At 66.4% G+C, this 21,913-nt stretch carries 20 protein-coding genes and 1 tRNA gene; 6 read left to right on the top strand and 15 right to left on the bottom strand.

The annotated features are described in order from the left end of the window. Positions 1–34: 34 nt before the first annotated feature. Together clpX and GGR46_RS03315 are read right to left on the bottom strand one after the other, a co-directional pair. Positions 35–1,291, bottom strand: a complete 1,257-nt coding sequence (clpX, locus tag GGR46_RS03320; RefSeq protein WP_180139891.1) for an ATP-dependent Clp protease ATP-binding subunit ClpX — start codon at positions 1,289–1,291, stop codon at positions 35–37. 120 nt (positions 1,292–1,411) lie between these two features. Next, positions 1,412–2,047, bottom strand: coding sequence for an ATP-dependent Clp protease proteolytic subunit (locus tag GGR46_RS03315; RefSeq protein WP_183994540.1), 636 nt, complete (start codon positions 2,045–2,047; stop codon positions 1,412–1,414). Positions 2,048–2,221: 174 nt separating this feature from the next. On the opposite strand from GGR46_RS03315, the gene GGR46_RS03310 reads away from it, so the two are divergent. Genes GGR46_RS03310 through GGR46_RS03300 form a run of 3 tightly spaced genes read left to right on the top strand, consistent with a single transcriptional unit; the run spans position 2,222 to position 5,372 of the window. Beyond that, positions 2,222–3,259 (top strand): SDR family oxidoreductase, encoded by a 1,038-nt coding sequence (locus tag GGR46_RS03310; RefSeq protein ID WP_183994538.1) that lies wholly within the window; start codon positions 2,222–2,224, stop codon positions 3,257–3,259. A gap of 58 nt (positions 3,260–3,317) precedes the next feature. Beyond that, complete coding sequence (locus GGR46_RS03305) at positions 3,318–4,031, top strand: response regulator transcription factor (RefSeq protein ID WP_183994536.1); 714 nt, start codon at positions 3,318–3,320, stop codon at positions 4,029–4,031. Positions 4,032–4,034: 3 nt separating this feature from the next. Then, positions 4,035–5,372, top strand: coding sequence for a HAMP domain-containing sensor histidine kinase (locus GGR46_RS03300; protein WP_183994534.1), 1,338 nt, complete (start codon positions 4,035–4,037; stop codon positions 5,370–5,372). A 207-nt stretch (positions 5,373–5,579) separates the two neighbouring features. Here the strand turns inward: GGR46_RS03300 and GGR46_RS03295 are convergent, their stop codons facing one another. The 4 genes from GGR46_RS03295 to GGR46_RS03280 all read right to left on the bottom strand — a co-directional run bounded on the left by GGR46_RS03295 (position 5,580) and on the right by GGR46_RS03280 (position 11,289). Further along, positions 5,580–8,186, bottom strand: coding sequence for a TonB-dependent receptor (locus GGR46_RS03295; RefSeq protein WP_183994532.1), 2,607 nt, complete (start codon positions 8,184–8,186; stop codon positions 5,580–5,582). A gap of 316 nt (positions 8,187–8,502) precedes the next feature. Beyond that, positions 8,503–9,429, bottom strand: a complete 927-nt coding sequence (locus tag GGR46_RS03290; protein ID WP_183994530.1) for a glycosyltransferase family 2 protein — start codon at positions 9,427–9,429, stop codon at positions 8,503–8,505. Positions 9,430–9,540: 111 nt separating this feature from the next. Further along, positions 9,541–11,133, bottom strand: a complete 1,593-nt coding sequence (gene tig / locus GGR46_RS03285; RefSeq protein WP_183994528.1) for a trigger factor — start codon at positions 11,131–11,133, stop codon at positions 9,541–9,543. A gap of 71 nt (positions 11,134–11,204) precedes the next feature. Further along, positions 11,205–11,289: transfer RNA gene (locus GGR46_RS03280), tRNA-Leu, on the bottom strand. A gap of 112 nt (positions 11,290–11,401) precedes the next feature. On the opposite strand from GGR46_RS03280, the gene GGR46_RS03275 reads away from it, so the two are divergent. The 3 genes from GGR46_RS03275 to GGR46_RS03265 are packed head-to-tail and all read left to right on the top strand — an operon-like array spanning position 11,402 to position 12,510. Further along, positions 11,402–11,581 (top strand): hypothetical protein, encoded by a 180-nt coding sequence (locus GGR46_RS03275; protein WP_183994526.1) that lies wholly within the window; start codon positions 11,402–11,404, stop codon positions 11,579–11,581. A gap of 13 nt (positions 11,582–11,594) precedes the next feature. Next, on the top strand, positions 11,595–11,777 hold the full coding sequence (locus GGR46_RS03270; RefSeq protein WP_183994524.1) for a hypothetical protein: 183 nt from the start codon (positions 11,595–11,597) through the stop codon (positions 11,775–11,777). A gap of 28 nt (positions 11,778–11,805) precedes the next feature. After that, positions 11,806–12,510 (top strand): Crp/Fnr family transcriptional regulator, encoded by a 705-nt coding sequence (locus GGR46_RS03265; protein ID WP_246425881.1) that lies wholly within the window; start codon positions 11,806–11,808, stop codon positions 12,508–12,510. An 81-nt stretch (positions 12,511–12,591) separates the two neighbouring features. Here GGR46_RS03265 and GGR46_RS03260 read toward each other — a convergent pair whose 3' ends face one another. From GGR46_RS03260 to GGR46_RS03220, 9 genes are all read right to left on the bottom strand, one after another. Further along, positions 12,592–13,185, bottom strand: coding sequence for a hypothetical protein (locus tag GGR46_RS03260; RefSeq protein ID WP_183994520.1), 594 nt, complete (start codon positions 13,183–13,185; stop codon positions 12,592–12,594). 2 nt (positions 13,186–13,187) lie between these two features. Beyond that, positions 13,188–14,366 (bottom strand): M48 family metallopeptidase, encoded by a 1,179-nt coding sequence (locus GGR46_RS03255; RefSeq protein WP_183996692.1) that lies wholly within the window; start codon positions 14,364–14,366, stop codon positions 13,188–13,190. Continuing rightward, on the bottom strand, positions 14,366–15,136 hold the full coding sequence (locus GGR46_RS03250; RefSeq protein WP_183994518.1) for a hypothetical protein: 771 nt from the start codon (positions 15,134–15,136) through the stop codon (positions 14,366–14,368). The genes GGR46_RS03255 and GGR46_RS03250 overlap by 1 nt, the downstream gene beginning before the upstream one ends. 151 nt (positions 15,137–15,287) lie before the next feature. Next, positions 15,288–15,908 (bottom strand): peptidylprolyl isomerase, encoded by a 621-nt coding sequence (locus tag GGR46_RS03245; RefSeq protein ID WP_183994516.1) that lies wholly within the window; start codon positions 15,906–15,908, stop codon positions 15,288–15,290. A gap of 49 nt (positions 15,909–15,957) precedes the next feature. Continuing rightward, positions 15,958–16,548 (bottom strand): hypothetical protein, encoded by a 591-nt coding sequence (locus GGR46_RS03240; RefSeq protein WP_183994514.1) that lies wholly within the window; start codon positions 16,546–16,548, stop codon positions 15,958–15,960. A 24-nt stretch (positions 16,549–16,572) separates the two neighbouring features. Further along, positions 16,573–18,078, bottom strand: coding sequence for an Asp-tRNA(Asn)/Glu-tRNA(Gln) amidotransferase subunit GatB (gene gatB, locus GGR46_RS03235; RefSeq protein ID WP_183994512.1), 1,506 nt, complete (start codon positions 18,076–18,078; stop codon positions 16,573–16,575). 122 nt (positions 18,079–18,200) lie between these two features. Continuing rightward, on the bottom strand, positions 18,201–19,685 hold the full coding sequence (gatA, locus tag GGR46_RS03230; protein ID WP_183994510.1) for an Asp-tRNA(Asn)/Glu-tRNA(Gln) amidotransferase subunit GatA: 1,485 nt from the start codon (positions 19,683–19,685) through the stop codon (positions 18,201–18,203). After that, positions 19,685–19,972 carry an Asp-tRNA(Asn)/Glu-tRNA(Gln) amidotransferase subunit GatC gene (gatC, locus tag GGR46_RS03225; RefSeq protein WP_183994508.1) on the bottom strand — a complete coding sequence of 96 codons (288 nt, stop codon included), beginning with the start codon at positions 19,970–19,972 and terminating at the stop codon, positions 19,685–19,687. The genes gatA and gatC overlap by 1 nt, the downstream gene beginning before the upstream one ends. Before the next feature lie 42 nt (positions 19,973–20,014). Beyond that, the gene (locus GGR46_RS03220; RefSeq protein WP_183994506.1) at positions 20,015–21,811 is read right to left on the bottom strand and encodes a DUF4153 domain-containing protein; all 1,797 of its coding nucleotides are present in this window, start codon (positions 21,809–21,811) and stop codon (positions 20,015–20,017) included. Positions 21,812–21,913 lie beyond the last annotated feature (102 nt).

Raw genomic sequence — 21,913 nt, 5'->3', positions numbered from 1 at the left:
GGGCCTCCAAAATGCTATCGGTAAAGACCGAGCCTCAGCCCGCCTTTTCCTTCTTGGCATAGACGCGCACCGGATCCTTCGACCCCGCGACCACGTCCTTGTCGACCACGACCTCGTCCACCCCGTCCATCGACGGCAGGTCGAACATCGTGTCGAGCAGGATGCCCTCCAGGATCGAGCGAAGTCCGCGTGCGCCGGTCTTGCGCTCGATCGCCTTCTTCGAGATCGCCACCAGGGCGTCGTCGTTGAAGCCGAGCTTGACCTGCTCCATGTCGAACAGCTTCTGATACTGCTTCACCAGCGCGTTCTTCGGCTCGGTGAGGATCTTCATCAGCGCATCGACGTCGAGGTCCTCGAGCGTCGCGATGACCGGCAGACGGCCGACGAACTCGGGGATCAGGCCGAACTTGAGGAGATCCTCCGGCTCGACCTGCTTCAGCGTCTCGCCCGTGCGGCGCTCGTCCGGCGCGGCGACATGCGCGCCGAAGCCGATCGACTTGCCCTGCAGGCGATCGCCGATGATCTTCTCGAGGCCCGAGAAGGCGCCGCCACAGATGAACAGGATGTTGGTCGTGTCCACCTGCAGGAATTCCTGCTGCGGGTGCTTGCGGCCGCCCTGCGGCGGAACCGAAGCCGTCGTGCCTTCCATCAGCTTGAGCAGTGCCTGCTGCACGCCCTCGCCCGACACGTCACGCGTGATCGACGGATTCTCCGCCTTGCGGCTGATCTTGTCGATCTCGTCGATGTAGACGATGCCGCGCTGCGCCCGCTCGACATTGTAGTCGGAGGCCTGGAGCAGCTTGAGGATGATGTTCTCCACGTCCTCGCCGACATAGCCGGCTTCGGTGAGCGTGGTGGCGTCCGCCATGGTGAACGGCACGTCGAGGATGCGGGCGAGCGTCTGCGCCAGAAGCGTCTTGCCGCAGCCGGTGGGGCCGACGAGCAGGATGTTCGACTTGGACAGCTCGACGTCCGCGCCCTTGGCGCCGTGGTTCAGCCGCTTGTAGTGGTTGTGCACCGCCACCGACAGCACGCGCTTGGCGCGCTTCTGGCCGATCACATAGTCATCGAGAACGTCGCAGATTTCCTGCGGCGTCGGAACCCCGCCGTCCTTCTTGCTGACGAGTGCCGACTTGGTCTCTTCCCGAATGATATCGTTGCAGAGCTCGACGCACTCGTCGCAGATGAACACGGTCGGGCCCGCGATGAGCTTGCGCACTTCGTGCTGCGACTTCCCGCAGAACGAGCAATAGAGCGTGCTCTTCGAGTCACCGCCGCTGAGCTTGGTCATTCACTTCCATCCTTCGTGCGTCGCGCGCACGTTACGCCACCCGCCATCCTACACGCGGGCGATATTCCGGCAAACCGGAATCTGGCTATTACGCCAGACTCCTTAAATAGGTCCTGCCGATCAGGCTGCAGAAGCCTCGCCGTCGGTCGGAACCGGCCGCTTTTCATACACTTCGTCGACCACGCCGAACGCCTTGGCTTCGTCCGCCTCGAAGAAGCTGTCACGGTCCATGACCTGCTCGATTCGCTCGAGCGGCTGGCCCGTGTACTTCGCGTAGAGATCGTTCATCCGCTTGCGGATGCGCAGGATCTCCTTGGCCTGGATCTCGATGTCCGACGCCATGCCCTGCGCGCCGCCCGAGGGCTGGTGGAGCATGATGCGGGCATTGGTGAGCGCCACGCGAAGGCCCGGCTCACCGGCGGCGAGCAGGAACGAACCCATCGAGGCGGCCTGGCCGATGCAGACCGTGCCGACGCGCGGACGGATGTACTGCATGGTGTCGTGGATCGCCATGCCGGCGGTCACCACGCCACCCGGCGAGTTGATGTACATCCAGATGTCCTTCTTCGGGTTCTCGGACTCGAGGAAGAGCAGCTGGGCGGTGATCAGCGATGCCATGTGGTCTTCGACCGGGCCGGTCACGAACACGATTCGCTCGCGCAGAAGGCGCGAATAGATGTCGAAGCTGCGCTCGCCGCGGCTCGACTGTTCGATCACGATGGGCACGAGGCCGCCGGTGACGGGATCAATGGTCATCTGATCGGAAAGCGGATGCATGGGTGAAAATCTCGTTATGTCTGTTTTGCCCAGGCCAACATCGGCGCTCGGCGTGCGGAGTTCAAGCCTTGGTTATGGTTAGCCTCGACAAGGCCTTCCGCGGCGCGGCTGCATTGCCTTGCAGCTGCAACGGGGCCGCCGCATGATGGCCCGATGACGACACATACGATCCTGGTCACCGGCGGCTCCGGCTTCGTGGGCAGCCATGTCATCCTCCAGCTGCTCGCGGCGGGGCACATTGTGCGCACCACCGTCCGCACCCTCGCCCGCGAGGCGGAGGTACGCGCGACGCTGGAAAAGGCAGGCGCCGATACCGGCCGCCTGAGCTTCTTCGCCGCCGATCTGGAGAAGGACGACGGCTGGGCCGCCGCGGTCGCCGGCTGCGACCATGTCCAGCACGTCGCCTCCCCCTTCCCCCAGAGCCAGCCCGAGGACGAGCAGGAGCTGATCCGCCCGGCGGTGAACGGCACGCTGCGGGTGCTGCGTGCCGCGCGCGACGCAGGCGTGAAGCGCGTCGTCGTCACCTCCAGCTTCGCCGCGATCGGCTATGGGCATGGCCAGCGCCACAGCGACTATACCGAGGCCGACTGGACCGACGTGAACGGCCCGGCAGTCCAGCCCTACATGAAATCCAAGACTCTCGCCGAGCGCGCGGCCTGGGACTTCGTCGCGGCCGAGGCCAACGGCATGGAGCTGGCGGTGGTCAACCCCGTCGGCATCTTCGGCCCGGCGCTCAACGACGATCTCTCCACGTCGATCTGGCTGGTCAAGTCGATGATCGAAGGCAGGATGCCCGGCCTGCCCGACCTGTGGTTCGGCGTGGTCGATGTCCGCGACGTGGCGAGCCTGCAGATCGCGGCGATGACGCATCCCGATGCCGCGGGCGAGCGCTTCCTCGCCGTGGCGGGCAAGGCGATGTCGATCCCCGAGATGGCGGACGTGCTGCGCACCGGGCTGGGCCCGGTTGGCGCGCGGATCACCCGCCGCCGCGTGCCCAGCTGGGTCGTGCGGATCATGGCGCTGTTCAACCCGATGGCGCGCGAGGCGGCGCCCCGGCTCGGCATCCGCTCCAACGCCAGCAACGCCAAGGCGCGCACGCTGCTCGGCTGGCAGCCGCGCAGCAACGAGGAAGCCATCCTCGCCACCGCGCACAGCCTGATCGAGCTGGGACTGATCGAGGGCACCCGCTGAGCGCTTTCGCATCGACCTTTGCAGCGCGGCTCCCTAAAGGGAGACGAACCCCGCGCGGATGCGAACCTTGAGCAGCCAATCCCCCCTCGAAGAACCCGTACGCGTCCTCCTGGTCGAGGATGACGAGCCGCTGCGCCGCCTGCTGGCCGAGCAGCTCGAACAGCGCGGCTATGCAGTGCAATCGGTTGCCGACGGACGGGCAGCGATCGCCGCGGTCGGGGACGATCCGTTCGACATCATGATCCTCGACCGGATGCTTCCCTTTGTCGACGGCGTCGATGTGCTGCGCTGGCTGCGCGAGCAGGAAGTGATGACCCCGGTCATCCTGCTGACCGCGCTCGGCCGCCTGCCCGAGCGGATCGAGGGGCTGGAGGCCGGCGCCGACGACTATCTCGTCAAGCCGTTCGAGATCGACGAGCTCCACGCGCGCATCCGCGCCCTGCTCCGCCGCCGCCAGGCGAGCACCGCCGACAGCGCCACGATCAGCGCCGGCGACGTGACGGTCAGCCTGTCGCGCCACCGCGTCACCCGCGCCGGCCAGCCGGTCGAGATGCACAAGACCGAGATCAAGCTGCTCGCCGAGCTGGTCCGCGAGGCGGGCACCGTGCTCACCCGGCCGCTGCTTCTCGAGCGCGTCTGGGGCTATGACTTCGTCCCCACCACCAACATCGTCGATGCCTATATCCGGCGCTTGCGCCAACGGCTCGAACTGCCCGGCCTGCCCGATCCGATCGTGACCGTGCGCGGCGTCGGCTACATGTTCCGGGCCTGAGCCATGGCGGCGCCGCGCTCGCTGCGGGCGATCGCGTTCGCCTTCCTCACCGCCATCGCGCTCGCGACGGTGCTCACCTGCCTCGCGGTCTACCTGGCGCTGCTGGGCGCGATCGACCGCCAGGTCGACAGGAGGCTGCGGAGCGAGGCCGCCGAGCTTCTCGCCGACGATCCGGACCAGCCGCTGCTCATGCACCGGATCACCGAGGGCACGCAGCGGCGCGACACCGGCGACATCGGCTTCCTGCTGACCGACCGGAACGGCAGGCGCCTGGCCGGCAACATCGCCCCGGCGCACGGCTTCCCGGCGGGCCTGTCCACGATCGACGAGAGTGCCGGCATCCCCGGCCTCACCCGCGGCCGGGCGCTCGTCCACGCATTGCCCGAGGGGCTGAGGCTGGCGCTGGCGGCGGAAAGCGAGCCGATCGACGACCATGATTCGCAGCGCCTGCTCATCCTGGCACTCGGCTTCGGCGCGATATTGCTGCTCGTCGGCCTGGGCACCTTCGCGCTCAGCCTGGCGATCCGCCGGAACATCGAAGCGGTGCGCGGCGCGGCGGAGGCGATCGTCGATGGCGATCTGCGCGCCCGCGTGCCGGTGGAGGGCACCGGCACCGCGTTCGGCCGCCAGGCCCAGGCCTTCAACCACATGCTCGACCGGATCGAGGCGCTGATGACCAGCCTCTCGCAGATCTCGAACGACGTCGCCCATGATCTGCGCACCCCCCTCGCCCGCCTGCACGGCCAGCTTGCCCGCCTCGCCGCCGAACCCGCCGCCGACGCGCTGCGCCCGCAGGCCGAGGAAGCCCTGGCGCAGAGCGAGGAGATACTGGCAATGTTCGCCGCGATCCTGCGCATCACCGAAGTCGAGGGCGGCGACCGCCGGGCGATGTTCCGCCCGCTCGACCTTGCCGGGATCGTCGCCGGCACCGCGGAGTCGATCGAAGCGCTGGCCGACGAGAAGGCCCAGGTCCTGCAGCTCGGCCCCTGGGAACCGGCACCGATCGAAGGCGATGCGCGGCTGCTCGCCCAGCTCGTCGTCAACCTGGTCGAGAACGCGGTCAACCACACCCCGGGCGGCTCGACCATCTCGGTCTCGGTGGCACGCGACCGGGATGCGGCGGTGCTGACGGTGGCGGACAATGGCCCCGGCATCGCCCCGGACGAGCAGGCCCTGGCACTGCGCCGCTTCGGCCGGCTCGAGGACAGCCGCAACCGCCCCGGGCACGGGCTGGGCCTGCCTCTGGTCCAGGCGATCGCTGCGCTGCATCGCGGGACGCTGGAACTGGCGGACAACGCCCCGGGGCTGGCGGTACGCATCCGGCTGCCGATCGCCCAATAGCCCTGCCCCGCCCCCTTTTTCTTTCCCCGGCGAAGGCCGGGGCCCAGACTAAGCAGTGCGCGTCGAAGACGCGCCAAGGCGCGTGACTTTCAAGAACTGGGCCCCGGCCTTCGCCGGGGAAAGCCTTGGACGAACGCCGGCGCCCCAAAAACGAAACGGCCCGGATGTCGCCATCCGGGCCGCTCGCATTTCCCTTCAAGCCAGGCGTCAGAACTTGATGCTGGCTTCCGCGCCGAAGGTCCGCGGCGGGTTGAAGTTGGCATAGTCGCCCAGGATGCCGCCATAGTTGGTCGACACCAGAGCGCCGTTGGCACCGTAGTTGAGCACCGGCGACGAATTCGCGTTCGACCGGCGATAGATATAGGTGTTGTCGAGCAGGTTGCGGGCCCAGAGCGACAGGGTCACTTCCGCGTCGTTGTTCATCTTGATGTCGGCCAGCGCGATGCGACCATTCACGACGAAGCTCGCATCGGTCTTGGTCGGCTCGAGCTGGAAGCTGTACTGGCTGCTCGCATAGTTGGCATCGAGGTGCAGGCGCAGGCTGGCGCCGTCCCCGATGGTGACCGGAAGCGTATAGTCGATCGCGCCCGACGCCGCGTGCTTCGGCGTGTACACGATGTACAGCTGCTGCGGCAGGCCGCCGGTGATCGGGTTCACCGCCGACGGGGCCTTCCAGTAGGTATAGGCGTAGGATGCCGACAGCGTGAGCCCGTTGGTCGGCTTCACGGTCAGATCGGCCTCGATGCCGCGGATCTTGGTGTCGCCGGCATTCTGGGTCTGCTCGATGTGCGCGCCGTTGGTCGGATTGGGAACGGTGGTGCCGTTCGGCAGGGTGACCGTCGCCGCGGTGTCGAACAGATCGAAGTCGAACTGCGTGTTGCTGCGGTCCATGATGTAGCCGGCCAGGTTCAGGCGGGCATGATGGTCGAAGAAGTCCATCTTCGCGCCGACTTCGTACGACTTCACCGATTCCGGACCGAAGGCGTTGAAGGTCTGCGACCGGTCATTGGCGCCGCCGGCACGGAAGCCGGTCGAGTACTTGGCGTAGAAGTGCATGTCCGGCGTCGCGTCGAACGCGATGTTGAACATCGGATCGAAGCGGTTGATGCTGTTCTCGAAGGCGAAGCCCTGCACCGCGTTGTTCACGACGTACAGGTTGCCGTGGCGCTTGTCCTTGGTGAAGCGGCCGCCGGCGGTGAAGTGCAGCCCGGTGCCTTCCGGCGAGAAGGTCAGGTTGCCGAACGCCGAGTAGTTGTGGTCCCAGGCCTTGCTGGCGCGGGTGATGAACTGGCAGCTGTTGGTGAACTGCGGCACGGTGGCGGCCAGCGTGTTGTTGCACGACGGCGCGAAGGGCTGGTAGCCCGAATTGGCCGAGCTGATCGGGCCGGTCACCGAGCTGTCGATGATCGGGCTGCGGACGGTGTAGGCCGTGCCGGCGGCATTCCACTGGTTGCTCAGCGGGGTCGCTGCATATTCGGTCGCGTGCTCGGTGAAGTAATAGGCACCGAGAACGAAATCGAACTGGTCGAAGCTGCCCACCGCCTGGAATTCCTGGCTGAACTGGTGCTGGTCGAGGAACGACAGGCTGTAGCGGCTGAAGTTCGCGTTCGGCGCATAGGTGCTGCGCTCCGGACCGCCCGAATTGTCCCACTGGTCGGTGCTGACGCCGCGCCATGCGGTGATCGAGCGCAGCTCGATGCCAGGGGCGACCTTGTACTTCAGGTTCGACGTGAAGCCGTGGGTGATGTCGACGCTCGGCTGCTGCGGCACGCCGACATCGGCGGTGTACTGGCGATCCGGGTGCACGCCGACGAGCGGAGCGCGCGGCGCGACGCAGATCGGCGTGGTGGCGCCAACCTTGATGGTGCCGCCGCAAGCCGTGGCCACACCGGTGGTGCTCGGCAGGTACAGCTGGCTGCCGACCACGCCGGTCGCCGGGTTGGTGTAGGTGCCGACGGTGTAGTTTTTCGGGTTGTAGTTGATCAGCTGGCTGAACTGCGGGGTGTTCTCGTCCTTCGCGTAATCATACGAGAAGTCGGCGGTCAGGCCGTCGACCGGAGTCCAGCGCGCGGCGGCGCGGCCGCCCTTGCGATCATAATAGTTCCAGCCGGTCGAGCCCGCGAGCGGATCCTTCACCGTCGGATCCTGATGCTGGTACACGCCGTCGAACTTCAGCGCGATGTTGAAGAAGGCCGGCAGGTCGAGATGCGCTTCCGCGTTGCGGCTGCCGTAATTGCCGACGCCGGCGGTCACGCGGCCGTCGAACACGCCGGTCGGCGCCTTGGTGACCATCGACAGCGCGCCGCCTTCGGTGTTGCGGCCGAACAGCGTGCCCTGCGGGCCCTTCAGCACTTCGATGCGCTCGATGTCGAACAGCGCGGCGTTGAGGCCCTGGGTCTTACCGAGCGCGACGCCGTCGATATAGACGCTGACGCCGCCGTCGCGGGCCGTCTGGTTCTGGTCATAGGGAACGATGCCGCGGATGCCGATGGTCAGCGCCGACTGGCGCGCCTCGAACGTGGCGACGCGCAGCGACGGCACCGAGCCGTCGGCCAGGTTGAACAGGCTCTGGACGTGGCGGTCCTGCAGGTTCTCGCTGCTCAGCACCGAGATCGAGATCGGGGTCTGCTGCAGGTTGGTCTCACGCTTCTGCGCCGTGACGACGATATCGGCCAGACCGCCCTGGTCCTGGGCGTCGGCGGAGGCAACGGTCGACGTCGCCGTCTTGTCCTGCGCCAGCGCGGGCGTCGCGGACAGCGCGAGCAGCGTCGTGCCGGCGAGCAGCGACAGACGGAAGCGGGAGAGGTTTGGCATTTGGGGTTTCCCTGAAGCTCAGGTTTATTCCTGATCGGGGCCGCCCCTACGCACAGTAATTGGCACTAATGTTACGTTTACAGTAGCCTAATAGTAATCACGGTTTCATTTTCGTTTCATCTAACAATATTCATAAGTATCAATTAAGTAACTCTGCTCAATATCATCAACGCAAACCAGAGAACATATCAACATGAAAATCCATCTTTAAGCCCGAATCCTGAAACACACCCATTCTCGACAAAACCAGGCACACGAATATGGCCGATGAACTGGCATCATCGGAACAGGTTGCGATTGCCCCGGTGGAAATGGATTATTTGAGCGGCCCGGGCTGCGCCAGATAGGCCAGCCGCCGTACCTCGCGCCGGCCACGCACCACCGTGTCGAGGATCAGCCCGGTGAACAGGTTGAGGAAGGCGAGGATCATCAGCCCCGTCGCCAGAATCGCCGTCGGGAAACGCGGCACCAGCCCCGTCTCGAACCAGGTGAACGCCAGCGGGATGCTCATCCCGATCGCCAGCAGCGCGAACAGCCCGGCGATCCAGCCGAAGAACAGCATCGGCCGCTCGATCCGGTAGAGCACCGCGATCGTCTTCAGGATGCGCCAGCCGTCGCGATAGGTGTTGAGCTTCGATTCGGAGCCTTCGAGCCGGGCGAAATAGCGGGTCTCCACTTCCCCTACGGGCATCTTGAGCTCGAGCGCATGGACGCTGATCTCGGTCTCGATCTCGAAGCCGGCGGAGAGCACCGGGAAGCTCTTCACGAAGCGGCGCGAAAAGACGCGGTAGCCCGAGAAGATGTCCGTGAAGCTGCGCCCGAACAGGCTGGCGAGGATGCCGGTCATCATCCGGTTGCCGAGGACGTGCCCGCGCCGATAGGCCTCGGCGGTCTCGTGCACGCGGGTGCCGACGATCATGTCGAGCCCCTCCTCCGCCACCCGTGCGACCATCGCCGGCGCGGAGGTCGCGTCATAGGTCGCGTCGCCATCGGCCATCACATAGATGTCGGCCTCGATGTCCGCGAACATGCGGCGGACGACATTGCCCTTGCCCTGCATCCGCTCGGTGCGGACCACGGCACCGGCGGCACGGGCGACTTCGATCGTCCGGTCGCGGCTGTTGTTGTCATAGACGTAGATGGCCGCGTCCGGCAGCACCTTGCGGAAGCCCTCGATCGTCTGGGCGATCGCGGCTTCTTCATTGTAGCAGGGCAGGAGAACGGCGACTTTGGGCATGGTCATGCCCCAGCCATAGGGCCGAAACGGCTGCGTTTCGACTGCAATTTACGGACAAAAGCAAAGGCCCCCGCTCCGCGGGGAGCGAGGGCCTGAACTTGTCCGAAGTGGAAAGCCTCAGTCGGCCTTCTTCTTCGCCGGAGCCTTCTTGGCGGGCTTGGCCTCGGCCTCGGCCTCGGCGTCGTCCGCCTTCTTGGCAGCGGCCTTCTTGGCGGCCGGCTTCTTGGCCGGCTCTGCCTCGGCTTCCGCAGCCGGCTCGGCATCGGCCTTCTTGGCCTTGGCCGGCTTCTTCTCGGCCTTGGCCTCGCCGTCCTCGGCCTTCTTCGACTTGCGCGGCTTGTGGTTGTCGTGATCGTGGCTGTGCGTGCCGGTTTCGAATCCGTCATCGCTCTCGATCGCAGCTTCCAGCTCGTCGCGGGTCACTTCGCGATCCGAGATCTCGGCCTTGTCGAACAGGAAGTCGACCACCTTGTCCTCGAACAGCGGCGCGCGCAGCTGAGCGGCAGCCATCGGCTCGTTGCGGACATACTGGTAGAAGCGCTCGCGATCGTTCGGGCTGTACTGGGCAGCAGCCTGGGCGATCAGCTGGTTCATCTCGTTCGAGGTGACCTCGACGCCATTGGCGGTGCCGATCTCCGACAGGAGCAGGCCCAGGCGCACGCGGCGCTCGGCGATCTTCACATAGTCTTCGCGCTCGGCTTCCAGCTCGGCCTTGGCAGCGGCCGGGTCGGCCTCGTGCTCGGCTTCGTGCTGGAGCTGGTGCCAGATCTGGTCGAACTCGGCCTCGACCATCGAGGGCGGAACCTCGAAGTCATGGCCGGCGGCGAGCTGGTCGAGCAGCTTGCGCTTCATATAGGTGCGGGTCAGGCCGTTGAGCTGCTGCTCGAGCTGGCCCTTCAGCAGGCCGGTGAGCTGCTCGAGGCTCTGCAGGCCCAGCGTCTTGGCGAAATCGTCGTCGATGACCGTTTCACCAGCCGTCTTCACCGCGGTGATCTTGAGCGCGAACTGCGCCGGCTTGTCGGCCAGGTCAGGGACGCCGTAGTCCGCCGGGAAAGTGACGTCGATCGTCTTCTCGTCGCCGGTCTTCACGCCGACGAGCTGGTCCTCGAAGCCCGGGATCAGGCGGCCCGAACCGATCTCGACCGACATGCCCTCGCCGGTGCCGCCGTCAAAGGCGACGCCGTCGACGGTGCCGACGAAGTCCATGGTCACCTGGTCGCCCTCGGCGGCCTTGTGCTTGGCCGGGGCGTCGGTGAATGCCTTCTGCTGGCCGGCGAGCTGCTTGAGCTGCTCGTTCACTTCGTCCTCGCTGACCGGAACGGTCAGGCGCTCGAGCTTCAGGCCGTCGATCGCGGGAGTCGGAACGTCCGGCAGGACTTCCAGCTCGACCTTGATCTCGGCGTCGCCGCCGGGCGCATACTCGCCTTCCAGGCTCACCGACGGCGACACGGCCGGGCGCAGCTTGTGGTCGGCGATCAGCTTCTGCACGCCTTCCTGGATCGAGTTGTTGAGCGCGTCCTGCGCGATCGCCTCGCCGTGCATCTTGCGGACCAGATTGGCCGGCACCTTGCCCGGGCGGAAGCCCGGCATGCGCACCTGCGGGGCGACCCGCTTGACCTCGGCATCGACCTTCTTGTCGATGTCCTTGGCAGTGATCTTGAGCGTGTAGGCGCGCTTCAGGCCCTCGTTCAACGTCTCGACAGTCTGCATTTTTCTCAGGCTTCCAAACTTCAAGAATAGGAGTCGCGGCGTCCGGTGACGCGGGAAACGAGCGGCGATGCTGGTGCGGGCGAAGGGACTCGAACCCCCACACCTTTCGATACCAGAACCTAAATCTGGCGCGTCTACCAGTTCCGCCACGCCCGCACAGGGCACCGCCGGTCGGCGGGCTCTATAGCAGTCAGGTGCTTCATCGCAAGGGTCGAGGCAACTTCATTGCAACACGAGGCGTTGTCCTTCCGAAACAAGGAGACCGAACGTGCCCGTTGAGCCGCCCGTCCAGCCGACCGTGCCACCCGCCGAGCAGCCCCCGGCGCCGCAGCCCGGCCAGCCGACGAGCCCTCCGCCGGAGCTCGATCCGCCCGCTCCGGACATCGACGTGCCGGCACCCCAGCCGGCCATGCCCGATGTTCCCGCGCCGGGCCAACCCATCGCCTGAAAGGAGAGAGAGGATGAACGACGACAAGCGTGAAGACCCGCGCTCCGATCTCCAGCAGATCGTCGAAGCGCGCGCCGATGCCGTCAAGCGCGGCGAAGGCGGCAGCGGCCATTCGCCGCTGGACGATCCCGGCGCCTCGGACGGCGTCGGCGGCACCGCCGGCGACGTGAAGAACCAGGACGCGGACGCGCAGTAACCCCCGGCCGCCCATGATCGACAAACATATGAAAAAGCTCCGGCTGCGCTGCGAAGTCAGCGCGTCGGAGGAGGAGGCGCTGCGCGCCGTGCTCCAGGGCCCGTTCGACCATCAAGCCGAACAGGTGATCGTGCGGCGCGGAGAGCGGCTGAACAGCTCGATCCTGCTGCTCGAGGGGCTTCTCGCGCGGTACAAGGACCTGAGCGACGGCCAGCGCCAGATCACCCACATCCATGTGCCCGGCGATTTCGCCGACCTGCATGGCTATACCTTGGGGTATCTCGACCACAATCTGATCACCCTCACCCCGTGCCGCATCGCGCGCGCGCCGCACACGGGGCTGCTGGCGATCACCAACCGCTTCCCCCACCTAACCCGCGCCTTCTGGTTCTCGACCAATCTCGATGCGAGCATCCACCGCGAATGGGAAGTCTCGCTTGGCCGGCGCAAGGCGATCGAGCGTGCCGCGCACCTGCTGTGCGAGCTCCAGTCGCGCCTGCTCGTGGTCGGCGCGGCGGAAGGCGACAGCTTCCGCCTGCCGATCACCCAGAATCAGTTCGCCGAATGCCTGGGCCTGACCGGCGTGCACGTGAACCGGGTTCTGCGGGAGCTGCGCGAAGCGGGCCTGGCCGATTTCCGCGGCGGTCGGGTGACGATCCACGACCGACCGGGACTGGAAGGGCTGGCCGAGTTCGACCCGCTCTATCTGTATCTGGACCGGCCGGCGAATTAGCCAGGCAATCAGGAAGCGTCTCGGAAGCACTGTCGCCATCCCCGCTCGGCGGGAATGGCGACATTCTCCGCTCGCGGCTTCCTACAGCTTCGCGCTGTCCATGATCTTGCGCACTTCCTCGACGCTCGTCGGGAAATAATGGATCGCCGGCCCAGTGAAGTTGATCAGGTAGAGCTGACCGTTGATCACCGCCGCACGCGCCTCGCCGTTGCGGCGCAGATCGTCGCCCTGCACCGAATAATGATAGGTGAAGCGCACGCCCTGGTGCCCCGCGAGTGTTGCCGGCTCGACATTGTCGATCTCGAACAGCGAGGTGTCGAGCGTGATGCGCCAGGTCGCCTCGAACAGCTGGACGATCTCCGGCGCGAGCATCTGCGCCTTGAAGGTCGGCAGCGGCCTGTCCTTCTTCTTGCGGTCCTTGAGGATCGTCTCGCCCGGCGCGATGCCGGCGAAGAAGCTCAGCTCATTGAGCTGCAGTCCGTCGAGCGTCCACATCTCGCCCTTCTTGGACGGCCGGGACGAGGACCGGTTCCAGTTCTGGCCCGGGGTGACCGTGAGGGCGCTCTTCGCGACGGCGACCGGCGCCCCCGCGGCCATCACCTTCCAGCCCGCCACGGCTGCGGTCGGTGCGGCAAGCAGCGCCGCGGCGATCAGCAATTTCATGGAACCGCGCATCTTCAACCTCCAGCAAGCATCGTGATCATGGACTTGTCCGGCGCCTGGGGCCGGATCTCGAGATAATGGCGGAGCGCCTGCCGCCCCTCTTCGGCGCCGCTCGTGCGCAGCAGCGACAGCCCCAGCCCGCGCCAGGCTTCGGCGACCGGTCGCTCGGTCGCCAGCGCACCGCGGTAGAAATCGACCGACTTCTCGAAGTCGCCCGTGCCCGCCCGCGTCCGATAGAGTTCGCCGCGCGCGTAGAGCAGCTCGCTCGTCCAGCCATGTTCGGCCAGCCGGCCGAGCAGGAATTCGGTGCCGCCGAAGTCGTTGAGCTTGACCTGGTCGTCGATCAGCGAGGCCCACCAGTCGGTCATCGCCATACGATAGGGCTCGACACCTTCGATCCCCGGCCCCGCCGCGCCGACCGGCGCCTTGCGCGCCAGCTCGCCGAGATAGGCCATGCGATCGGCGGTCGCCGGATGCGAATCGAGGAATCCCCCGCCCTGGTGGCGCCGCTTCTTCTGCTGACGGGCGAGTGCGGTGGCATCGCCCTCCGCGATCACCTGGGACCAGACCGCCGAGGCCGCACCGGGCGTGTAGCCGCCGCTGCGCATGTAATCGAGCGAGGTCACATCCGCCTCGCGCTCCATGTCCTGGCCGAAGCTGAAGATCGAACCGAGGATGCCGATATTCGCCAGCGCCCCGAGCAGCCCGAAGAAGGAAAGCCAGGCCATCGCATCGGTCTTGCCACGAAAATTGCGGAAGTTCTGCAGCGAGTGCTTCTTCTCGAAATGCGCGAACTCATGGCCCAGCACCGCGGCGAGCTGCGCCTCGTTGCGGAGCCTCAGCAGCGTGCCGGTCCAGAGCTGGAGCGCCCCATTGGGCATCATGGTCGCGTTGAAGTGCGGGGTGCGGATGATGTAGATGCGTACCGCCGCGCAGCGGTCCTCGCCGACCTCGCGGCACAGCACGCCGCGCACATAGGCGTTGAGCGCCGGGTCGCGCACCACGAAGCGCGAGGTCTTCAACGCGCGCTCCGCCTCGTCCATCTCCATCCACAGCCCGCGCTCTTCCGCCGATTCCGGCTGGTACGCAGCCGGGATCGGCTTCACCTGGGCTTGCTGTGCCTGTGCCGCGATCGGCGACAGAACCAGCGAGGCGGCGGCGAGCAGCGCAGGGCAACGCCCGCGCGGCGACATCACTTGGTCGCCGGCGCGGGAACAGCGGCGGGCACGGCGCCCGCGCGGGCCGGGAAGTCCTCGAGCAGCTGGCCGATGCGCTTGTCGGCACCATCGGCCTCGCGCACGTCGCCGCCCATCTTCACATCGGCATTGATCCAGACCAGCTCGCCGGTCTTCAGATCGACCAGCCCTGCATAGCCCATATGGACGCCCGAACTGATGCCGACGCCGAACATCGCGCCGAAGATCTGCGCTGCCTTGCGTCCGGCCGAACCGTAGCTGTCATAGGTATAGACGAACAGCGCATAGTCCGCTGGCGCGCCCGCGCCGCCGGCATCGCGCAGCGCGCTCACCCCATCGCCCAGCGTCCAGTTGAAGTCGGCGCGCTTGGTCGGCAGGCGGTTGCCCGCGAACAGCTTGTGGGCGATCACCGAATTGGCGACCGCACGGAACAGGCCGCGATAATCGGCGAGCAAGGTCGCCTTGTCGCCTTCCAGCTCCGGCATCATCACCAGCTCGTTCGCACGCCTGGTCTGCGCGGAGGAAAGCGCAGCGGCGAGCAGGGTGCGCGCCTTTTCGGTCCATTCGGCATTGGGCTCGTTCATGCCGCCAGTCGATTGCTCGCCGACCGAAACGTCGGGGCGGAAGACCAGGATCTTTACCGCGCCATCTTTCGGGAAAGCGAAGCCGCTCTTGGAGGCCGATGCCTCCGCACCGAACTGGGCATGCGCAGCAGGCGCGCACAACAGCAGCATGCCGGCAAATGCCGACACCAAAAGCCGAAGCATTGGACATCCCCCCATTTCACCGAATCCCCCGATTCGGCTTCCCCTTTTCGGGAGATTAACCAAGCAATTCGCGGGAGCAAGGACCGGTGACTATTTTATGTCCGATCCGGATGTTCCAATTCGGGCAGCGATCCCCGCAAGATCTTGTGAACTAGGGCTTCACCCGCCGCGCGCTCAGGATCTTCACGGGTGCCGCCGGGATCTCGCCCTTGAAGAACCCGCCCAGCGTGGCGCTGGGCGAGTTGGGGGCGTCGAAGATCTTCACCACCACGTCCTTGCCGTCCACGACATGTGCGAAGGCCGCATAGCCGAGATTGTCGCCCGGCTTGCTCGGGTCGGCGTCGAACGAAGGCTGGTCGCCCAGCACGATGGTGAAGTCGCCGCTCGCGGTGCCGGGCGCGCGGCGCGGAGTCGAGAGGGTGAAGTCGGTATGCTTGATGCCGGTCAGCGTGGTCGGCTCGTGCTTGATCGGCGGCAGCACCTTGCCGCGCGCATTGTTCACCCCGAACTGCACGAAGCCGAAATGGTCGATCACCTTCACCACCCGGTAGAAGGCGGTGCCGTCGAGCCGCTTCTGATCGACATAGCGCAGGAAGTTGTTGCCGCTGATCGGCGCGCGGACATTGTCCACCTCGACCGTGACCGTCCCCGCCGACGTGACGATAGCGACGCGCGGCAGCGGGACGGCGGGGCTCGGTGCAGGCGCTGCAGTCTGAGCCAGGGCCGGAGCAGCCCCCAGGGTAAACAGAAAGGCCAGCACGGTCCTGATCATCGGAAACCTCCAGAGTTTCGGACGATCCTACCGGGCGCCGCGCGAAATTCTAGCTTCCCGCCTTGCCCGCCGGGCAGGAATATGCCTGGCTATAGGGTTTGTCCCAGCAGCGCAGCAGCCGGTCGAGCACGTTGAGGTTTAGCGGCCAGCTGATCCGCCAGGGCTTGCCGTCGGGCATCAGGATCGGCTTGCCGTCCGGCCCCTTCGCCTCTTCCTCGAAATCGGCCGGGCGCGGCAGGGCGGCGAGCCTGGCCCGCTCCGCTTCCAGCCCGGCGCGGTCGCGGCGCAGGAATGCGATGCTGCCGTCCACATAGGGGCGCCAGCTGCCGCCATGATCCTGGTCGGCCGGCTTGTACGACTGGCGGAACAGCGCGATCGCCGCATCGGTCTCGCCGATTTCGGCGCGCAGCTGGCCCTCGTGCCAGTAGAGGATCATGCTCTCCGCCTTGTGCGCCAGGCGCCAGTCGCGGATCAGGTCGGCCGCCTCGCGCCCGCAGCCCCTGGCCGACAAGGCCCGCCAGCCACCCTGCAGATCCTGGTCGAAGCTGTTCTCGTCGAGCGCGAGCAGCGCCGCGCGGTCATGCCCGCAATCCGGCTCGGGCGAGGGAAGAAATAGCAGCGCGAAAGCAAACCCGATCATCTTCCCCTCCCCCTCGGCGCCGGCTTAGCCCGCCAGCGCCTTCTTCAGCAGCTCGTTGACCACCGCCGGATTGGCCTTGCCGGCCATCGCCTTCATCGTCTGTCCGACGAAGAATCCGAACAGCGCTTCCTTGCCGCCGCGATACTGTTCGAGCTGGCCGGGGTTCTTGGCGAGGATCTCGGCGATCACCGCCTCGATCGCGCCGGTGTCGCTGGTCTGCTTGAGCCCGCGCTCCTCGACGATCTTGCCCGCGGCGTCGCCGGTCTCGAGCATGATCTCGAACACCTGCTTGGCGAGCGGGCCCGACAGCGTGCCGTCGGCGGCCAGCGCCAGCAGCTCGGCACCCTGCTCCGGGCTCACCGGGCTGGTGTCGAGATCCTTGTTCAGGCGGTTGAGCGCGCCGTACAGGTCCGACAGCAGCCAGTTCGCCGAAGCGCGCGCGACTTCGTTCTCGCCCTTCTTCTGGATGCGCGCGCCCTCGGCGAGCAGCGCCTCGAACCAGCGGGCGGTATCCGCATCGGCGGTCAGCGTCGCGGCGTTGTAGGCCGAGAGCCCCAGCTCCTGCTCGTAGCGGCGGCGCTTGGCGTCGGGCAGCTCGGGCAGGCTGGCACGGCATTCCTCGAGGAAGGCATCGTCCAGCTCGAGCGGCAGCAGGTCGGGATCGGGGAAGTAGCGATAATCGTGCGCATCTTCCTTCGAGCGCATCGACCGGGTCTCGCCCTTGTCCGGATCGAACAGGCGCGTTTCCTGGACGATCTTGCCGCCGGCCTCGATCACCTCGACCTGGCGCCGCGCCTCGATCTCCACCGTCTGCATGACGAAGCGGACCGAGTTGACGTTCTTGGTTTCGGTACGGGTGCCGAACTCGGCGCCCGGCTTGCGGACCGAGACGTTCACGTCGGCACGCATCGAGCCCTGGTCCATGTTGCCGTCGCACGAGCCGACATAGCGCAGGATCGCACGCAGCTTGCTCAGATACGCACCGGCTTCTTGCGGCGAGCGCATGTCCGGCTTCGACACGATCTCCATCAGCGCCACGCCGGCGCGGTTGAGATCGACGTACGAGCGCGTCGGATGCTGGTCGTGCATCAGCTTGCCGGCGTCCTGCTCGACATGGATGCGCTCGATGCCGATCGTCTTGACGTTGGCCTCGGGGTCCTTGTCGTCCAGGCTGATGTCGATCTGTCCCTCGCCCACCAGCGGGTGGAAGAGCTGGCTGATCTGATAGCCCTGTGGCAGATCGGCGTAGAAATAGTTCTTGCGGTCGAAGCGCGACCATTTGTTGATCACCGCGCCGATCGCCATGCCGGTGCGCACCGCCTGGCGGATGCACTCCAGGTTCGGCGTCGGCAGCATGCCCGGCATCGCCGCGTCGATCAGGCTCACCTGGCTGTTCGGCTCCGCGCCGAAGCTGGTGGCCGCCCCCGAGAAGAGCTTGGCGTTGGACGTGACCTGGGCATGGACTTCGAGGCCGATCACGACCTCCCATTCGCCGGTTTCGCCCTGGATGCGGTAGGTAGACTCAATCATTTCTTCGATCCGTATGCCTTGCGCCGCTTGGCGCGTGTGCATTTGCGTTCCAGCGCATGCTGGAAAGGCCAGGTGAGAAGCTCGAAGATCACTTCGAAGACTATCTCAACCAGCCACGGCATTTACCACCATTGCTCCGGCCGCGCCGTGAACCCGGCGCGCTGCTCGATCGCAAGGCCCGCGCCCAGCACGCCCTGCTCGTCGAGCGGCTTGCCGATGATCTGCAGGCCAAGCGGCAGTCCGGCGCTGTCGAGCCCGGCGGGCACGCTCATCGCTGGCAGGCCGGCCAGGCTGGCGGGCACGGTGAACACGTCGTTGAGGTACATCGCCAGCGGATCGGCCGACTTCTCGCCCAGCGCAAACGCCGCGCTCGGCGCCGTCGGGGTCAGCAGCAGGTCGCACACCGTGAACGCATTCTCGAAATCCTGCGCGATCAGCGTGCGCACCTTCGATGCCTGGGTGAAATAGGCATCATAGAAGCCCGCCGACAGCACATAGGTGCCGATCAGGATGCGGCGCTGCACTTCGGGGCCGAAGCCCGCCGCGCGGGTGGCCGCATACATGTCCTGCAGGTTCTGGCCGTCAGCCAGCTCACGCAGGCCGTAGCGCACGCCATCATAGCGGGCGAGGTTCGACGAAGCCTCAGCCGGCGCGATGATGTAATAGGTCGGCAGCGCATATTTGGTGTGCGGAAGGCTCACTTCCACCACTTCGGCGCCGGCGTCCTTCACCCAGGCGATGCCCTGGTCCCACAGCGCCAGGATCTCTTCCGGCGTGCCGTCGAGGCGATATTCCTTGGGAATACCGATCTTCTTGCCCTTGAGGTCGCCCGAAAGCAGCTCTTCCCACTTCGGCACCGGCAGGTTCAGCGAAGTCGAATCCTTCGCATCGAAGCCCGCCATGTTCTCGAGCAGGATCGCGCAGTCCTTCACGTCGCGCGCCATCGGCCCGGCCTGGTCCAGCGACGAAGCGAAGGCAACCACGCCCCAGCGCGAGCAGCGGCCATAGGTCGGCTTGATGCCGCTGATGCCGGTGAAGGCCGCGGGCTGGCGGATCGAGCCGCCGGTGTCGGTGCCGGTGGCACCGGGCACCAGCCGTGCCGCGATCGCCGCCGAGCTGCCGCCCGACGAGCCGCCCGGTGCCAGCGGAGCATTGTCGCCGCCGCCACGCCGCCAGGGCGAGATCACATTGCCGAAGTAGGACGTCTCGTTCGACGAACCCATCGCGAACTGGTCGAGGTTGAGCTTGCCGAGCATGCCGGCACCCGCATCCCACAGCTTCTGCGAGACGGTCGATTCATAGACCGGCTTGAAGCCTTCCAGCATGTGGCTGGCGGCGGTGGTCTGCACGCCCTTGGTGGCGAACAGGTCCTTCATGCCGATCGGCACGCCGGCGAGCGGCTTGAGCGCCTCGCCCTTGGCCAGCGCCTCGTCGGCCGCAGTGGCAGCGGCGAGCGCATGCTCGGGGGTTTCGACGATGAACGCGTTGAGCGCCTTGGCCTTGCTCACCTTGACGATGAAGGCATCGGCGACTTCGCGCGCCGAGAAGGTGCCGGCGCGCACGCCGTCACGAAGGGCGGCAACGCCCAGATCGGTAATCTCGCTCATTATTCGACCACCTTCGGCACGGTGAAGAACCCGTGCTCGCCCTGCGGTGCGTTCTGCAGCACGGCGTCGCGCTGGTTGCCCTCGGTCACCACGTCCTCGCGGAGGCGCAGCTTGTTCGGGATCACGGCGGTCATCGGCTCGACCGACGAGGTATCGACCTCGCCGAGTTGCTCGATCCAGCCCAGGATGTTGTTGAGCTCGGGCGCGAGACGCTCGGCATCGGCATCGCTGATCGCGATGCGAGCCAGGCTCGCCACCTTCTTTACGGTTGCGGTATCGACGGACATGGGAGGCGCCTAACAGGGGCGCCTCCCACCTTCAAGCATCGGTTACTTGAAAGGCCGCCCCTGCGGCTTGTCGCCGATGAAAACCTGCCGCATCTCGACCTTGCGCACGACGACACCGCCACCCGAAATCGCACCATATTCGCGCTCGAGCATGGCCCGTTCCTCGGCCCCGGGTGTTTTCTCGGGCACCGGCTTTGCTTCCGGATCGACAGGTTCGCTGAGGTCAGAAAGATCGCGCCACCCCTCCCCCGTGAGCAAATAGGTGCGGACGTCGGTCAAGCATTTCGCCTTGGGGTCAGTCCGCTTCTCAGGTGGCAGCTTGATGCAGTCATCGTCGATCACGGTCACGGTCTTCGCGTCGTGCACATACACTCGGCATAGATTGTCATCCTCGCAAGCGTGCTCGCTCAGGATCTTCTCCTTCAGCCCCTCGGGGAGCGCCATTCCGGCCGGATGCAGGTCATAGGCTCCAGCGAACCGCCTCCGATCGTTCTCGCGCAACTCGAACGTATAGGGACTCTCGGCCTTGCCCACGTCGATCGCGCGTGCCCGGATCACGGCATTGCCCGAGTTCTTCAGCCGAGCGAGAGCTTCACGCCCCGGCTTGCCAAAGTCGAAGGCCAGTGCCCGCCAGTCGAACTTCTCGACATTGGTCTTCCCCGATTCGAGCCGGGCGACCTGGTCGCGCGTCGAGATCGCATTGAAATTGATCAGCGGCGTCGCCAACACCAGCCCCAGCACGCACACCGCGCATGCCAGTACGAGATTCGCCCGGCGCACCAGCCGCGTCCAGCCGAGCCGGCGGATCGCCAGGGCACCGAAATAGGCCAGCCCCCAGCAGAGCGCGACACCGACGAACACCACTGCCCATAGCCGCTCGGGGGTATAGCCGTACTGGCCGATGCGCAGCCCGGTCGCCACCGCGGCGAGTATGGCGAGCGGTAGTATCACCGCCGCCAGCACCATCGCGCTGTAGCGCAGCAGCGGGTTGCGCCGTTCGTCCGCCTCCCGAGCACCGATCACGTCATTGGCGAGGATCAGCGCACCGGCCGCACAGGTCAGCAGCAGCGGCGTGGTCGCCGAGGTCGCGTCCCACAGCGCCTGCACCCCGGTGAAGGGCAATGCGAGCAGGAACAGCCCCAGCCCGATCGCCAGCACAGGTGCCAGCACCGCGAGCAGGGTCGTCACCACCTTCTGGAGCAGGCGCACGATCGCGTCATGCTCGCGCAGCAGCCCCAGCGCCGATCCGAAGGCAAGCCCGGTCAGCGCATGGACGAACCAATCCTTCCCCAGCAGCTCGCGCAGCAAATGGATCTTGATCAACTCGAACAGACCGCCGAGCAGCCATGCCATCAGCCACACGAGCAGGACGAACAGCCAGCAGGCGCACCACAGCACCACATTCGCCCAGGCATAGTCGTGGACCGCCGGATAGCCTGCGCGGGGAGCCCCTTCGTCGCGGGCGGCCTGGAACAGCGGCGCGGCGATCGCCACGGCGAGCAGCAGGCTGAACGTCCGCCAGACATCGGTGACGTTCCACCCGCCCGGCGCACCGTTCCACCAGGTGACGAAACCGCCCGCCACGCCGACCACCGCCGCGAACACGATCGAGGCCCACCAGCGCTGCCGCTCGATCGTGAACCCGATCATCGCCGCGCCCAGCGTCACCGCCATCAGCAACGCCGCCTGCAGGGCGGTCCACTCCACCTTGTAGAACGCCCCTTCGCCCGCGATCAGATAGGTCACGACGCCCGTCGCCAGCCCCAGGCCGGCGAGCAGCAGCGGGCGCCAGGTCCAGCCCCCGGCCTCGCCCGACGCGGCAGTTTCGGTCTCGTCCATGGAAATCTCCCCTTCGCTCACATGCTCTCGCATCGGGTCCGGGCGGTAAAGTGGATTTCCGGTGCAGAACGCCCCGGACCGCAATCGCGGTTGCATCCGGAG

Origin of the sequence: Sphingomonas kyeonggiensis (assembly GCF_014196745.1) — a bacterium.
Lineage (GTDB): Bacteria > Pseudomonadota > Alphaproteobacteria > Sphingomonadales > Sphingomonadaceae > Sphingomonas > Sphingomonas kyeonggiensis.
Note: the sequence above shows the minus strand (reverse complement) of the source record. Positions and strands in the feature narration are given on the sequence as shown.

What these genes read in the sequence shown, in the direction of transcription:
- clpX (WP_180139891.1), bottom strand. Translation starts at nt 1,291, where the DNA reads ATGACCAAGCTCAGCGGCGGTGACTCGAAGAGCACGCTCTATTGCTCG.
- GGR46_RS03315 (WP_183994540.1), bottom strand. Translation starts at nt 2,047, where the DNA reads ATGACCATTGATCCCGTCACCGGCGGCCTCGTGCCCATCGTGATCGAA.
- GGR46_RS03310 (WP_183994538.1), top strand. Translation starts at nt 2,222, where the DNA reads ATGACGACACATACGATCCTGGTCACCGGCGGCTCCGGCTTCGTGGGC.
- GGR46_RS03305 (WP_183994536.1), top strand. Translation starts at nt 3,318, where the DNA reads ATGCGAACCTTGAGCAGCCAATCCCCCCTCGAAGAACCCGTACGCGTC.
- GGR46_RS03300 (WP_183994534.1), top strand. Translation starts at nt 4,035, where the DNA reads ATGGCGGCGCCGCGCTCGCTGCGGGCGATCGCGTTCGCCTTCCTCACC.
- GGR46_RS03295 (WP_183994532.1), bottom strand. Translation starts at nt 8,186, where the DNA reads ATGCCAAACCTCTCCCGCTTCCGTCTGTCGCTGCTCGCCGGCACGACG.
- GGR46_RS03290 (WP_183994530.1), bottom strand. Translation starts at nt 9,429, where the DNA reads ATGACCATGCCCAAAGTCGCCGTTCTCCTGCCCTGCTACAATGAAGAA.
- tig (WP_183994528.1), bottom strand. Translation starts at nt 11,133, where the DNA reads ATGCAGACTGTCGAGACGTTGAACGAGGGCCTGAAGCGCGCCTACACG.
- GGR46_RS03270 (WP_183994524.1), top strand. Translation starts at nt 11,595, where the DNA reads ATGAACGACGACAAGCGTGAAGACCCGCGCTCCGATCTCCAGCAGATC.
- GGR46_RS03265 (WP_246425881.1), top strand. Translation starts at nt 11,806, where the DNA reads ATGAAAAAGCTCCGGCTGCGCTGCGAAGTCAGCGCGTCGGAGGAGGAG.
- GGR46_RS03260 (WP_183994520.1), bottom strand. Translation starts at nt 13,185, where the DNA reads ATGCGCGGTTCCATGAAATTGCTGATCGCCGCGGCGCTGCTTGCCGCA.
- GGR46_RS03255 (WP_183996692.1), bottom strand. Translation starts at nt 14,366, where the DNA reads ATGTCGCCGCGCGGGCGTTGCCCTGCGCTGCTCGCCGCCGCCTCGCTG.
- GGR46_RS03250 (WP_183994518.1), bottom strand. Translation starts at nt 15,136, where the DNA reads ATGCTTCGGCTTTTGGTGTCGGCATTTGCCGGCATGCTGCTGTTGTGC.
- GGR46_RS03245 (WP_183994516.1), bottom strand. Translation starts at nt 15,908, where the DNA reads ATGATCAGGACCGTGCTGGCCTTTCTGTTTACCCTGGGGGCTGCTCCG.
- GGR46_RS03240 (WP_183994514.1), bottom strand. Translation starts at nt 16,548, where the DNA reads ATGATCGGGTTTGCTTTCGCGCTGCTATTTCTTCCCTCGCCCGAGCCG.
- gatB (WP_183994512.1), bottom strand. Translation starts at nt 18,078, where the DNA reads ATGATTGAGTCTACCTACCGCATCCAGGGCGAAACCGGCGAATGGGAG.
- gatA (WP_183994510.1), bottom strand. Translation starts at nt 19,685, where the DNA reads ATGAGCGAGATTACCGATCTGGGCGTTGCCGCCCTTCGTGACGGCGTG.
- gatC (WP_183994508.1), bottom strand. Translation starts at nt 19,972, where the DNA reads ATGTCCGTCGATACCGCAACCGTAAAGAAGGTGGCGAGCCTGGCTCGC.
- GGR46_RS03220 (WP_183994506.1), bottom strand. Translation starts at nt 21,811, where the DNA reads ATGGACGAGACCGAAACTGCCGCGTCGGGCGAGGCCGGGGGCTGGACC.